Raw genomic sequence first — 13,390 nt, 5'->3', positions numbered from 1 at the left:
CGAAACGCGCGGAAGCTGTCGGCGGCCAGCACTTCCGCCCAGAGGTAGCTGTAATAACCCGAGACGTAACCTGACGCACGACCATTAGTGCGGAGTGAAACCGGCGAGCGGCGATGAGCTTCTCGAACACGTCTGGCGGCAGCGGTGTTCCGGTCCGATAATGGCCCGACATGCTGGTCAGCACGGCGTGATACCAGGCGCGAACGGCACCATCCTGATCCGCAGGCCCGGGGCCGTTGCCCGAATCTGCGGGATCAACCGGCTGACGAACATCATTTCCATCGCCTCGGGCGCAGTCAGCGTGATGGTCTGCGAGGCGGTCGACGGATCGAAATGCAGGGTGAGGTTGAACGTATCGTCGACTTCGCGGAGCAGCCGCCCGATACGATGTTGCAACGCCTCGCCGAGCGCGGTCAGCTGTCGCCGCTCGCCATAGACGACCAGTTCGTCCCGGAAATGATCGCGCAATTGTCGCAGCTTGACGCTCATCGCCGGCTAGCTGATCGCGATCGAATGCGCCGCCGCGGTCAGCGACGGCGAATGTAGCAACGCGTCCAGCGCATACATCAGATTGATGTTGAGCCGGCGCAGCCGCGTATGCGCCTGCCCGTCCGACCGCCATCCATCCGGAGTGTGCAACGCCCCACGCCCTTTCGAGACCACCAACCGGTGGGCATCATGTCAGGCAAACGAGACCGTTGCCAGCGATGGAGGTAGAAGGAGTTACCTCCTACCGCGGCATGCCGCTCAATCCGCTCGCCTCGCGCAGTGCCTTGCCATCGAGACGATAGCCGTCGAGGAACACCGTCTCGACATGCCGCAAATCGCCGATCCGCTGCGACACGTCGCCGTCGACCAGGATGATGTCGGCCGTCTTGCCGGCGGCGATCGATCCGACGCGGTCCGCCATGCCGGTCATGCGCGCGGGCACGATGGTCGCGGTCTGCAACGCCTCCGCATTGGTGAGGCCAGCTTCCTGATACAATTCCAGTTCGCGGACCAGTTCCAGACCGTAGCCGTCGGTCCCCGCGACGATCCGCACGCCCGCGTCGTGAAGCTTGCCGACCAGCCCGACCATCTTGGCGAAGCTCTTGCGGAAATCGTCGCGGGTCAGGTTGCCGAACAACGGATAGCCGCTGATCTTCCAGCCGCGCACGACGGCCGGCGGCGCGACATCGGCGAACGGCGCATATTCTGGCGACAGCGACGAGCCATCCGACGTCATCAGCGGCTCCCACACTGTCAGGGTCGGATCGATGATCGTGCCGCGCTTCGCCAGTTCCGCGTAGAACGCTTTCATCGCCGGGGAGTCGAGGTCGACGTCCTTCCCGTATTGGGCCGGCCCCTCGAGCCGCGCGGCGGTGTTGGCTTTGTCGACCACCGATTGCGGCATCGCCTGCATCATGATGAAGTTGATATGCGTCACTTCGTCATAGCCGGCACGTACGGCGTCGAGCGGGCGCATCCCGGCGGGGACATGGCCGTGGACATGCAGTCCCAGCCGGTGTGCCTCGGCGGCGGCGGGCGCGATCCAGGCGGGATTCATCGACGTGTAGAATTTGGCGCCCCACAGGCCCGCCGCCTTGATCTTGCGGACGGCGGCGACCGCCTCGTCCGCCGAGGAGACGGTGAGCGCTCCCTGCGCCGCCAGCGGATCCTTGCGATCGATGATGACCGAGATCTTGCCGTCGGGTGCCAGCAGGTCGCCCGCCGCCCGCCGCTTGTAGATGCTCAGCGCATCCTCGATCAGCGAGCCGGGGCTGCGATAGTTGGTCATGCCGGTCGCAACGTTCTGGAGCAGGTTCCAGTCGTCGCCGACATGCTGGTGCGAGTCCCACAGTCCGGGCAACAGTGTCTTTCCGCGACCGTCGATGACGGTGGCCCCGGCCGGCGCTTTGACCGATCCGGCGGCGCCGACGGCAACGACCTTGCCATCGGCGATCAAGACCGCGCGGTCCGGCAGATAGCGGCCCGCGACCGAATCGAACACCAGCACGTGATCGACCAGCGTCGGCGCGCGGTTGGCCTTGGACAGGAAGCGATGCGCGATATCGCGGACCATCGCGGCCGTCGCCTTGTCCTGAATGTCCTTCAGCTTCGGACCGGCCGCCTCATACCCTTCCGGCAAGAGCGAGATCGTCCCGGCATTGCCGAAGAACCGGTTGTCGCCGTCGAGCCAGACCGGGTTCGGGGAAAAACCCAGTCCGCGGACGAAGGCCAGCTTCACTATGGTCTTGCCGCGCGGACCATCGATCTCGACCGGCTGGCCGATATCGATGCTGGCATGTCCCGTCGGCAGCAGATCGATGCCCTTGTCGCCCGCCTTGACCAAGGCGTCGATATCGAGCTCGCTCGCCAGCCACGGCCCGCCATAGGTGTTGTAGCGTTTGCCGGCGAACGGCGCCGACCCGGCATCGACCGACGTCTTCCACGTGGCGCCGCCCTTGCCGTCGGCGGCAAAATTCTCGGTCGCGTCACCGGAATCGGTGAAGCCGCGGATCGCGATCGCGGTCGGTCGCTGGTCGTCGCCCAGCGTCAGCACCTCGTCCGTTTCGGTGACCCAGCCCCGCAACGACATCGACATGCGATAGGCGACGCGCCCGTCGGGCAATTTCCACTGCCAGATATCGCCATGCTTCCCGGCGATCGAACTGATCATATAGTGCCGCGCTCCGGCGGGCGGCGCCATCAGCTGTTCCTTCGGCGTCGATGCCGCGCCGATCGCAGCGACGGACGAAACGAGCAACGCGGCCAGCACCAGTCGACGCATGATATCCTCCCCCCGTGGAATGCCAGCGAGACTGACAGTTATAGCGGCAGAATCAACGTCAAAAGCTCGCCAGCTATTCGGGCGCTGACGTCATGACTTCGTCATCGGTTCGTAACCGCAGAGTCGCCGAACCGACCTAGCGCGACCCCAAAACAAGATTGGGGGAAAATCAATGTTTGCCAAATCCATGCTGTGCGCAGGCGCAGCGTTCGTCGTGTCGTGGTCGCCGGCGGCGGTCGCGCAGGACCAGTCGGTGGCGGTCGATGCCGACACGCCGTCGCAGGCCGCCGACATCGTCGTCACCGGCACGCGCCAGGGCGAGAAGAAGGCGATCGATGCCAAGCGCCAGGCCGACAATTTCACCGAAGCGCTGTTCGCCAACGACGTCGGCAAATTGCCCGACCAGAACGTCGCGGAGGCCGTGCGCCGCCTGCCCGGCCTGTCGGTCGCCAACGACCAGGGTGAGGGGCGCTACGTCATCATCCGCGGCGTCAATCCCAACCTAGTCAACGTCGTCCTCAACGGTCTCACCCTGCCCGCGCCGGAGCCCGATGGTCGCCAGGTCAAGCTCGACGACATCCCGTCGGCGATGATTAGCTCGGTCATCGTCACCAAGTCGCTGACCGCCGACCAGGACGCCAACGCGATCGGCGGCGAGGTCAACATCCGCACGTTGACCGCGTTCGACCGCACCAAGCCGTTCTTCCTCGACGCGCGGGCGCAATATGGCGCGTACCACCTGAACGGGGGGCATCCCTACGAGGGCGATTTCCAGATCGGCGGACGGTTCGGCGACCGCCAGCAGTTCGGCGCGGTGCTGTCGCTCAATTACTCGCGCCGACCCATCGAATCGGAGAATTTCCAGGGATCGACCAACTGGCGCGTGCCGGCATCGAGCACCGGTGCCAATCAGAGCTATGTCCTGCCCGACAGTGCGGGCTTGCGCGACTACAACCTGACGCGCACGCGCGAGGGCGCGGTGCTCAACCTCGACTGGCGGCCGACCGACACGACCAAGCTGTTCCTGCGCGGTTCGTTCTCGCGGTTCGACGACAACGAAACGCGCGACCAGTTCATCATCGACAACCAGTCGGCCTTCACCAACCAGACCGCGACGACCGGCACCTTCAAGGGGCGCGGCAGCGTCCGCGTGCGGCGGCGCAACGAGGACGACAACACCAAGTCGGTGCAGGGGGGCGGCAGCTTCGGGCTGGGCGATGGCGGCGCGACGCTCGATCTGTCGGGCGGCTGGACGCGTGCGCAGAAGCGCGATCCGCTCCGCTCCGAATATAATTTCCGCACCGGCGGCAGCGCGCTGACCGTCAATTACGACGTGTCGGGCACGCCCTATTTCTTCATCCCCACGGTGCAGCCGACCGACAACCAGAGCGCCTATGCGCTCAACAGCGTCAATTACGACACGCGCCTGGCCGTCGAGACGCTGTGGCAGGGGCGCGCCGACCTGACGCTCCCGATCGAGTTTGGCAACGGTTCGACCGTCAAGCTCGGCGCCAAATATCTCGACCGGCACAAGGTCAACAATCGCGATTATCTGACCTATGGCCTGACCAGCGGTCGCACGTTCACGCTGGCGAACGCGTCGTACCTCGGCGACACCAGCTTCTATGACGGCGCCTATTATTTCCCGGTGCGGATCGGATACGACGCGGCGCAGGCCTATCTCGCCGCCAATCCGGGCACGATCACCGTCAATACGGCGAGCTCGCGCAACAACAGCCTGGCCAACGATTACGACGTCCGCGAGTCGATCGCGGCCGGTTACGCGATGGCAACGCTCAAGTTCGGCGGGCTGACGCTCGTGCCGGGCGTCCGCGTCGAGCATACGCGCGATCGCACCAAGGCGAAGCTCATCACCGCGACCGCGGCATTGGACGAGGACTACAATGCGTTCGGCGCGAAGGACTATACCGATTGGTTCCCGGGGCTGAACGCTAAGTTCGAGGTCACGCCCAGCTTCCTGCTGCGCGCAGCCGCCACGACGTCGCTCGGGCGGCCCAATTATCCCGATCTGTCGCCCTACGTGTCGGTCGATACCACGACCACACCGCGTCCGACCGTGACGCTCGGCAATCCGGCGCTGAAACCGTACAAGGCGCTGAACCTCGATGCGGCGGCGGAATATTACCTGCCCGGCCAGGGGCTGTTGTCGGCCGGGCTGTTCTACAAGCGGATCGACAATCCGATCTACACCCAGACCCAGGTCAACACCGCCGGCACCTTCGCCGGGCAAAGCTTCACCGCGGTCGACGTCGTCCAGCCGCTCAACGCACGCGTCGCTTATGTGAAGGGGATCGAGGCGAACGCGCAGGTCCGCTTCACCTTCCTGCCCGCGCCGCTCGACGGGCTCGGCGTCGCGGTCAACTCTGCGCACATCACCGGGCATGGCGACGGCACCCTGCTCGGCACGACGCCACGGAGCGGCCCCTTCCCGCTGTTCCTGCAATCGCGCGATGTCGGTACGGCGCAGGTCTATTACGAGAAATACGGTCTCGCCGTCCGCGTCGCCTATTCGTACCGCTCGCCCTATCTCGATACGATCGGCGCGAACGCGGCGAGCGATCAATATACCGACAGCAACGGCCAACTCGACGTCAACGTCAGCTATCAGGTGACGCCGCAGCTGACCTTCTTCGGCCAGGCGCTCAACCTGACCGACGCGCCGTGGCGGCGTTATATCGGCAGTAAGCAGTATCTCGTCGAGCGCGAGCGTTACGGCTACAGCTTCCGCTGGGGCGCGCAGCTGCATTTCTAGAGCGGGGAGAGACGGGATGATCGGCAAGGCCTGTGCCACGGTCGGCGCCGCCGCGATGCTGGTGGTTGCCGCGAACGGTGACGCCGCACCTGCTCGATCACGCGGGCCGGCGCTCAAGGTCGATCGCGTCGTCGTCCTGATGCGCCACGGCGTACGCCCGCCGACCAAGGCGCTGGCAATGCCCGCCGGCGTCGCCGACGGAAGCTGGCCCGACTGGCCGGTCAAGCCCGGCTACCTGACGCCGCACGGTGCCGCCGCGGTGGCACTGGCGGGTGGGTACGACCGCGCGCGTTGGATCGCGGCCGGACTGCTCGATGCGCGCGGGTGTCCGGCGGCGAGCGCCGTGCGGATCGTCGCCGACAGCGATCAGCGCACGATCGCGACCGGCCGTACCTATGCCGATGCGCTGCTCCCCGGATGCGCCGCGGCGATCGAGCATCGCCCGCAGGACGAGCCGGACCCGATCTTCTCACCGGTCGATGAAGGCGCCGCCCCGATCGACCCGACACGCGCGGCCGAGGCCGTCGCCGCGGCCCTGCCGCGGGGCATCGCTGCCGAGGAAATGCGGCTGCGGCCACTCTTGACGCGGCTCGACGCGATCTTGTGCGCCCAAGCAGCGCCTAGCTGCGGTGTCGGCCGGGTGCCGACGAGCATCGTCCCGGCAACCGCCGCCAAGCGGCCCAAGCTGACGGGTGCGCTCGACCGCGCATCGACCGCCGCACAGATCCTGTTGCTCGAATATGCCGAGGGCAAGCCGATGGCGGAGGTCGGCTGGGGCCGCGCGACGCCGGCCGACGTCGCGCGCCTGTCCGAATTCCACAGCGTCGAGTTCGCGATCCTGGCGCGTCCACGCTACCTGGCGCAGCGCAACCTCGCCTTGCTGGCACCGCTGATGAGTCAGGCGCTGACGGCAACCGCGGCGCCGCGCGTCACGATGATCGCCGGTCACGACACCAACGTCGCCAGCCTGGGCGGCCTGCTCGGGCTGCACTGGCGCGTGCCCGGTCTCGCCGCCGACGATCCCTCGCCCGGCGGCGCGATCATCCTCGAGCGGCTGCGCGACGGTGCCGGCAACCTCTATGTCCGCGCTCGCTTCCGGTCGCAGACGATCGATCAGATCCGGCGGCTGTCGCCGAGCAGTGGTGCAGCGCCCTACGATGTCGCCGTGCCGATCGACGGCTGCCGATCCGCGGCCGGCACCGGCGTCTGCACGCTGCGCGCGTTCAACGCCAAGCTGGCGACGAACTGAGAAGGCGGGCGCGGGCGCCTCGCAATCAAGGTCGGGCCGGCCTACCCTCATCAGGGGTAAGGCCGGCCCTTTCGCATCAGAAGAACCGCACCCGCGCCGTCATCTTCTCGCGCCGGCGGACAGCGAAGGCCATGCCACCGAACCCCATGACCAGCATCGCCCAGGTCACCGGTTCGGGCACGGCCGCGACGGCGGTCGGCGCGAAGGCCACACCGCGAAAGTTGGAATCGGCCGGCGCCGCCGCCAGCGTCGTAAAGCGCGCGGTGCTGGAAAAGGTGCGCGACGACAGGCTGTCGGTGATGCCGTAGAGATAGCTCTGGTCGGTCTCGCCCTTCGTGAAGCTGGTGGCGTAGAGCTCCACCGTATCGCCGTTGACTTGCCCGGTCAGCCCGAACAGGCCGGTGACGCCCGACGCCGACGTGTTCGCCACCAGATTGAGCCCGGCCGACAGGGTGTATGCGAGGCTCCAGCTGCCGTTGGCGAACACCCATTTCTGCAATCCGCCGTTACCGAGCCCGACGCCGAACGAGTCGTTCAGCGCTGAATCGTTCTTGGGCAGGCCACTGTCGGCGACGTAGAGCGTGTTCGCGTTGGCGAAGAAGAACTGCTCGGGGCTCAGGTTGATCTCCTGCCCAATGCTACTGATGCCGTTGCCGGTCCCGGCGGTGATGACGAACTTGCCCGTCCCGCCGCTGTTGCCGAAACCGGGCAGGCGCGCCGGCCCGTTGCCGTTATTGGCAAGGTCGGTCGGCAAGCTGCCCGCCGCCCCGAGCGTGCCGACGAAATCGCGGTTCGATCCCGACCCCTGCTTGCTGTCGACCGATGTGTAGAGCTACCCGTTATAAACCTGGACGTCGCGCGTATCCTGCGCCGCCGTCTTGCCGCTGGTGTCGAGGCCGGTGACCGCGGTGGCCGACGACGACCCGCGCTGCGCATAAAAGACCCCGCCCGTCTTGTCGCCGCTCTGCCCCTGGCCCGACAGATAAATGCTGCTGCCGTCGACCGTATAGGCCGACCGCGGGTTCTGCCCGTTGAACACGTTGAAGACCGCGGTCGTGCTGTCGACGATGCCGTTCGCATCAACCAGTGCGGCGACGCGCGCCACCGGGATATATCCCTGTCCCGTCAGGCTGCCCGACTGTGCGAGCGCGGTCGACTTGGTCGGGTCGGTGGTCAACGTGCCGTAAGCGGTCGGATTGGCATTGAACGCGTCGACATTCACGCCATAGCCCATCAGGCTCAGGTAACGGCCATCGCTCGACAGGTGCAGGAACCCCTCCGACGACGAGCCATATTCCGCCGACACCGCGTTGTTCGCGCCGCTCCCGACCTGCGGCAGCACCATGGCGCCGGCATAGGTCGCGCTGATCGTGCCGACATGCGAGAACTGCATGAGCGTCAACGGCGATGCCTGGTTGACGGTGTAGCTGCCCCCCGTCGCGCCCCAGACGCCGTTGCCGGACACCGACACGACGAGGTTGCCCGGCATGAAGCTCGCTGCCCATGCCGGCGTGGTCGACAGCGACAGTGCAGCCAGCATGGCGCAACGGAACGGCGATTTCATCGATGACCCCTGACAAACCGCGATTCGTCGCGGTCTCATCGAATCCAGATGCTGACGCGCGATGACAGGCCGATGACGTTTTCGTGATGCTTGTGTGTCTGCGCGCCAGCAATGGAATGGCAGCGCTATCGCACAACCCTCACGTCAGATACGCATGCACGATCGCCACCAGTTCCTCTGCCGCCTGGGTGCGTGGATCGTCGGAGGTGGCGGCGGGGTCGAGCATGTGTTCGCGGATGTGGTCCTCGATCACTTCGGCGATGAAGCCGTCGAGCGCGCCGCGGCAGGCGGTGGCCTGTTGCAGGACGCGGGCGCATTCGGTGTCGGCCTCGATCGCGCGCTCGATCGCGGCGACCTGTCCCTTCAGCCGCTTGATCCGGTTGAGCAGCTTCTGTTTCTCTGCGGCGACGTGAGCCATGCAATTCATCCTTGATGCCATACCCCCATAGGGTATAGGCGCCGCCACGTCGAGTCGCCGCCAGAACGACCGATCGCCATGCCAACCCTCGCGACGAGGACAAACTGTAACAATGCCGCGCGACAATAGTCGACAGCCCATGCCGCTGGTGCCAGCGACGCGAGACTGACCGGTTTCGCCTCGTCGATGCCAGCGGCGTCAACGAGGTAACGAGATGACCGAACCGATCGCGCGTCCGTTGCCGGCGCGCTCCTTCTCCCGATTGTTCCGCGCGGCGCCGCCCAATTTGGCGGACGTCGTGACACTGCTGCTGATCGGCGCGATCGGTGTGCTGGTCGTGCGCGGGCTGAGCGGGGTCGCGCAGCCGCTGTCGCAATTGTCGGTCCAGCCGATCGCGCTCGACCCGGCGCGGCTGCCCGGTTACGCGCTGCGCACGACGCTGCGGATGTTCGCGGCGCTGGGCGCGAGCCTGATCTTCACCCTGGTCATCGCGACGCTCGCCGCGCGCAGCCGCCGCGCCGAGCAGATCATTGTGCCGGCGCTCGACATCCTGCAATCGGTGCCGATTCTCGGGTTCCTGACCTTTACCGTCACCTTCTTCCTGCGGCTGTTCCCGGGCCAGCAACTCGGTGCCGAGTGCGCCGCGGTGTTCGCGATCTTCACCAGTCAGGCGTGGAACATGGCGTTCAGCTTCTACCAGTCGCTGCGCTCGGTGCCGTCGGACTTGCAGGAGGTCTGTCAGGGTTTCGGCCTGTCCTCGACCCGGCGGTTCCTGCGGCTCGAGCTGCCGTTCGCGATTCCAGGCCTCGTGTGGAACGCGATGATGTCGATGTCGGGGGGGTGGTTCTTCGTCGTCGCGTCGGAGGCGATCACGGTCGGCAATACGACGGTCGCGCTGCCCGGGATCGGATCGTGGCTGGCGCTGGCGATCGCGCGGCAGGATGCGGCGGCGGTCGCCTGGGCGGTGGGCACGATGGGCGTGCTGATCCTACTCTACGACCAGCTGTTCTTCCGCCCGATCGTCGCTTGGGCCGATCGCTACCGGTTCGAGCAGACCGCCAGCGTCGAGCGGCCGCGATCCTGGGCATACGACCTGCTCCGCCGGACGCGGCTGCTGCCGATGTTGCTGTCGCCGCTCTATGCCGTCGGCCAGTTGCTGATGTCGATCGGCGGCACGCGCCGGATCCGTGCCACGGTCGAGACTCGTGCGCCCAACCCGGTCGCCGAGTGGCTGTGGCGCGCCTTCCTCGCCGCGCTGGTGATCGGTTCGGCGTGGCTGATCCTCGATTATGTCGGACGCGAGCTGTCGGCGCACGACATCCTGCACGCGGTCGCCGCCGCGCTGGTAACGCTGCTGCGCGTCGTCGTGCTGATCGCCATCGCCAGCCTGATCTGGGTCCCGATCGGCGTGTGGATCGGGATGCGCCCGCGCTGGGCCGAGCGGTTGCAGCCGATCGCGCAGTTCCTGGCGGCGTTTCCGGCCAACGTGCTGTTCCCGTTCGTCGTCGTCGCGATCGTGCGCTGGCACCTGGCGCCCGACATCTGGCTGTCGCCGCTCATCATCCTGGGCACGCAATGGTACATCCTGTTCAACGTCATCGCCGGCGCGAGCGTGATCCCGACCGACATGCGCGAGGCGGCGTCGATGTTCGGGGTGCGCGGCCTGCAATGGTGGCGGCGCGTCGTGATCCCGGCAATCTTCCCCTATTACGTCACCGGCGCGCTGACCGCGAGCGGCGGATCGTGGAACGCCAGCATCGTCGCGGAAGCGGTGTCGTGGGGGGACCGCCACCTGAGCGCGTTCGGGCTCGGCTCGTACATCGCCGATGCGACCGCCGCGGGCGATTATCCGCGCGTCGCATGCGGCGTCGCGGTGATGTCGATCTTCGTCCTGACCTTCAACCGGCTCGTCTGGCGTCCGATGTACGCCTTTGCCGAGCGCCGTCTCCGTTTCGCCTGAGGAGCCCGATCGATGGCAACCCGTTCGCTCGTCCCCGCCCGGCCGCTGGTCGAAGTCCGCGCGCTCAGCCACCATTACGGCCGCACCGGCGGCTCGCATCAGGTGATCGACCATGTCGACCTGACGCTCGACACCAACGAAGTGGTCGGGCTGCTCGGCCGCTCGGGGTCGGGCAAGTCGACGCTGCTGCGCTCGATCGCCGGCCTGATCCGGCCGAGCGCCGGCGAAGTCCGGTTCATCGCCGACGAGGACGGCACCGAGCCGAGCGTCGCGATGGTGTTCCAGACCTTCGCGCTGTTCCCGTGGCTGACCGTGTTGCAGAACGTCGAACTGGGGCTGGAGGCGCAGCGCGTGCCGGCGGAGGAGCGGCGCACCCGCGCGCTCGCCGCGATCGACCTGATCGGGCTCGACGGGTTCGAGAATGCGTATCCCAAGGAATTGTCGGGCGGCATGCGCCAGCGCGTCGGACTGGCGCGGGCGATCGTCGTCAACCCGTCGCTGCTGCTGATGGACGAGCCGTTCTCCGCGCTCGACGTGCTGACGGCGGAGACGCTCCGCACCGACCTGCTCGACCTGTGGTCCGAAGGCCGGATGCCGATTCGCTCGATGCTGATCGTGACACACAATATCGAGGAAGCGGTGCTGATGTGCGATCGCATCCTGGTCTTTTCGTCCAATCCCGGCCGCATCGCCGCCGAGATCCGGGTCGACCTGCCGCAGCCGCGCGACCGGCTCGACCCCGCCTTCCGCGCGCTGGTCGACGACATCTATGCGCGGATGACGGCACGCCCGGCCGCCGCGCCGGCGCCGAAGGACGGCGTGTTCCCGGGCACGGGCATCGCGATGGTGCTGCCGCGTGTGTCGACCAACGCGCTCGCCGGGTTGATCGAGGAAGTCGATGCGCAGCCGTTCGACGGCCGCGCCAGCCTGGCCGAACTCGCCGACAGCCTGCAGCTGGAGGTCGACGAATTGCTGCCGATGGCGGAGACGCTGCAACTGCTGCGTTTCGCCGAACTGAAGGGGGCCGGGATCGCGCTGACCCCCTCGGCGCGGCGTTATGCGCAGGCCGATGTCGACGCGCGCAAGGCGCTGTTCGAACGCGCGCTGATCGCGCACGTGCCCCTCGCCCAGCACATCCGCCGCATCCTCGACGAACGCGCATCGCACGACGCGCCCGGACGGCGGTTCCGCGACGAGCTGGAGGATTTCATGTCGCCCGACTACGCCGACGAGACGCTACGCACGGTCACGCACTGGGGCCGCTATGCCGAAATCTTCGCCTATGACGAGGACGACGATCGCTTCAGCCTGGACGATCCGGCGTGATCGAGCGTTTGCGCGTCGCGGCATCGGCGCTGGTCCTGGCGAGCGCCATCCTCGCCACGCCTGCGCTGGCCGACGACGACAAGGCGGCGCTGCCCGACTGGTTGGCGGTGCATGGCCAGGCGACGGTCACGGTGCAGGGCACGCCCGGCTTTCCGTCCCCCTATGCCGGACCCAACAGCCTGACGCCGGATCAGGTCAAGGAAACCGTCGACGTGACGCTGTTCGTGGGCGTGCAGCCGTGGAAAGGCGGCGAGTTCTGGATCAATCCGGAGGTCGACCAGGGCTTCGGCCTCTCTAACACGCTCGGCGTCGCGGGGTTCGTCAGCGCGGAAGCGTACAAGGTCGGCCGGCGGGTGCCCTATACCCGGTTGCAACGCCTGTTCTTCCGCCAGACGATCGATCTGGGCGGCGGCGATGCCAAGGTCGAGGGCCAGGCGAACCAGTTCGCGGGCTCGCGTACCGCCGACCGCTTGGTGGTCACGATCGGCAAGTTCGGCGTCGGCGATGTGTTCGACACCAACAGATACGCCCATGATCCGCGCGGCGATTTCCTCAACTGGGCGATCGTCGATGCCGGGACGTTCGACTACGCCGCCGACGCCTGGGGCTATTCGAGCGGCGCGGCGATCGAATGGTATCGCGGGCCGTGGGCGCTACGGGTCGGCGCGTTCAACTTGTCGACCGTGCCCAATGGCGAGAAACTGGAACAGGGCTTCGGCCAGTATCAGTTGAATGCCGAGGTCGAGCATCGCCACACGCTGGGCGGACGCGACGGCGCGGTGCGCGTGACATTGTTCCGCAATCGCGGGCGGTTCGGCCGCTTCGACGACGCGCTGACGCTGGCGGCCGCGACGGGCGCCACGCCCGACACCGCGCCAGTTCGCGTGCGGCACTCCCGGCTAGGGGTCAGCATCAATGTCGAGCAAGCGGTGAGCGACGATGTCGGCGTGTTCGCCCGCGCCGGCCTGGCGGATGGCGCGATCGAGCCGTACGATTTCACCGACATCGACCGCACCGTCTCCGCCGGGGTCGCGATCGCCGGCGGAGGCTGGGGCCGCAAGCAGGACACGATCGGCCTCGCCGCCGTCGTCAACGGCATCGGCCGCGAGCACCAGTATTATCTCGCGGCGGGCGGGATCGGCGTGCTGGTCGGCGACGGCCAATTGCCACACCCGGGCGCCGAGGCGATCGCGGAAGCCTATTACCAGTGGCAGGTCGCGAAACCCGTCGCCGTCAGCCTCGACTACCAGTTTGTTGCCAACCCCGGCTACAACCGCGACCGCGGCCCGGTCCACGTGCTGGGCATACGGATGCACGGCCAGTTCTAGCC

The 13,390-nt window shown here is 67.0% G+C and carries 11 protein-coding genes; 5 read left to right on the top strand and 6 right to left on the bottom strand.

The genetic code is table 11. The annotated features are described in order from the left end of the window. Positions 1-177: 177 nt before the first annotated feature. From J0I47_RS14315 to J0I47_RS14305, 3 genes are all read right to left on the bottom strand, one after another. Positions 178-489: a hypothetical protein gene (locus J0I47_RS14315; RefSeq protein ID WP_294047643.1), complete on the bottom strand. Its 312-nt coding sequence runs from the start codon at positions 487-489 to the stop codon at positions 178-180. 6 nt (positions 490-495) lie between these two features. Further along, positions 496-639 (bottom strand): hypothetical protein, encoded by a 144-nt coding sequence (locus tag J0I47_RS14310; RefSeq protein ID WP_294047642.1) that lies wholly within the window; start codon positions 637-639, stop codon positions 496-498. Between the two features lie 91 nt (positions 640-730). Next, the gene (locus J0I47_RS14305) at positions 731-2,770 is read right to left on the bottom strand and encodes an amidohydrolase family protein (protein WP_294047641.1); all 2,040 of its coding nucleotides are present in this window, start codon (positions 2,768-2,770) and stop codon (positions 731-733) included. A 172-nt stretch (positions 2,771-2,942) separates the two neighbouring features. Between J0I47_RS14305 and J0I47_RS14300 the strand changes: the two genes are divergently transcribed. Together J0I47_RS14300 and J0I47_RS14295 are read left to right on the top strand one after the other, a co-directional pair. Then, a complete protein-coding gene (locus tag J0I47_RS14300) occupies positions 2,943-5,543 on the top strand; it encodes a TonB-dependent receptor (RefSeq protein ID WP_294047640.1) in 2,601 nt (866 codons plus the stop codon). A gap of 16 nt (positions 5,544-5,559) precedes the next feature. Beyond that, positions 5,560-6,792, top strand: coding sequence for a histidine-type phosphatase (locus J0I47_RS14295; protein ID WP_294047639.1), 1,233 nt, complete (start codon positions 5,560-5,562; stop codon positions 6,790-6,792). Between the two features lie 76 nt (positions 6,793-6,868). On the opposite strand, the gene J0I47_RS14290 is transcribed toward J0I47_RS14295, so the two are convergent. The 3 genes from J0I47_RS14290 to J0I47_RS14280 all read right to left on the bottom strand — a co-directional run bounded on the left by J0I47_RS14290 (position 6,869) and on the right by J0I47_RS14280 (position 8,774). Next, a complete protein-coding gene (locus J0I47_RS14290; RefSeq protein WP_294047638.1) occupies positions 6,869-7,546 on the bottom strand; it encodes a PEP-CTERM sorting domain-containing protein in 678 nt (225 codons plus the stop codon). Positions 7,547-7,624: 78 nt separating this feature from the next. Continuing rightward, the gene (locus J0I47_RS14285) at positions 7,625-8,332 is read right to left on the bottom strand and encodes a hypothetical protein (protein ID WP_294047637.1); all 708 of its coding nucleotides are present in this window, start codon (positions 8,330-8,332) and stop codon (positions 7,625-7,627) included. A 163-nt stretch (positions 8,333-8,495) separates the two neighbouring features. Next, on the bottom strand, positions 8,496-8,774 hold the full coding sequence (locus J0I47_RS14280; RefSeq protein WP_294047636.1) for a metal/formaldehyde-sensitive transcriptional repressor: 279 nt from the start codon (positions 8,772-8,774) through the stop codon (positions 8,496-8,498). Between the two features lie 214 nt (positions 8,775-8,988). On the opposite strand from J0I47_RS14280, the gene J0I47_RS14275 reads away from it, so the two are divergent. From J0I47_RS14275 to J0I47_RS14265, 3 genes are read left to right on the top strand one after another with little or no spacing between them, the layout of a single operon-like run. Next, a complete protein-coding gene (locus J0I47_RS14275) occupies positions 8,989-10,734 on the top strand; it encodes an ABC transporter permease subunit (RefSeq protein ID WP_294047635.1) in 1,746 nt (581 codons plus the stop codon). Between the two features lie 12 nt (positions 10,735-10,746). Next, positions 10,747-12,060 (top strand): nitrate/sulfonate/bicarbonate ABC transporter ATP-binding protein, encoded by a 1,314-nt coding sequence (locus J0I47_RS14270; protein ID WP_294047634.1) that lies wholly within the window; start codon positions 10,747-10,749, stop codon positions 12,058-12,060. Positions 12,061-12,107: 47 nt separating this feature from the next. Further along, on the top strand, positions 12,108-13,388 hold the full coding sequence (locus J0I47_RS14265; RefSeq protein ID WP_294047758.1) for a carbohydrate porin: 1,281 nt from the start codon (positions 12,108-12,110) through the stop codon (positions 13,386-13,388). Positions 13,389-13,390 lie beyond the last annotated feature (2 nt).

Origin of the sequence: Sphingomonas sp., from assembly GCF_017304635.1 — a bacterium.
Taxonomy (GTDB): Bacteria; Pseudomonadota; Alphaproteobacteria; order Sphingomonadales; family Sphingomonadaceae; genus Sphingomonas.
Note: the sequence above shows the minus strand (reverse complement) of the source record. Positions and strands in the feature narration are given on the sequence as shown.

Bases quoted from the DNA above. Each gene is read 5' to 3' on its own strand.
- J0I47_RS14280 (WP_294047636.1), bottom strand. From the start codon at position 8,774: ATGGCTCACGTCGCCGCAGAGAAACAGAAGCTGCTCAACCGGATCAAG.
- J0I47_RS14295 (WP_294047639.1), top strand. From the start codon at position 5,560: ATGATCGGCAAGGCCTGTGCCACGGTCGGCGCCGCCGCGATGCTGGTG.
- J0I47_RS14300 (WP_294047640.1), top strand. From the start codon at position 2,943: ATGTTTGCCAAATCCATGCTGTGCGCAGGCGCAGCGTTCGTCGTGTCG.
- J0I47_RS14270 (WP_294047634.1), top strand. From the start codon at position 10,747: ATGGCAACCCGTTCGCTCGTCCCCGCCCGGCCGCTGGTCGAAGTCCGC.
- J0I47_RS14275 (WP_294047635.1), top strand. From the start codon at position 8,989: ATGACCGAACCGATCGCGCGTCCGTTGCCGGCGCGCTCCTTCTCCCGA.
- J0I47_RS14315 (WP_294047643.1), bottom strand. From the start codon at position 489: ATGAGCGTCAAGCTGCGACAATTGCGCGATCATTTCCGGGACGAACTG.
- J0I47_RS14305 (WP_294047641.1), bottom strand. From the start codon at position 2,770: ATGCGTCGACTGGTGCTGGCCGCGTTGCTCGTTTCGTCCGTCGCTGCG.
- J0I47_RS14285 (WP_294047637.1), bottom strand. From the start codon at position 8,332: ATGCTGGCTGCACTGTCGCTGTCGACCACGCCGGCATGGGCAGCGAGC.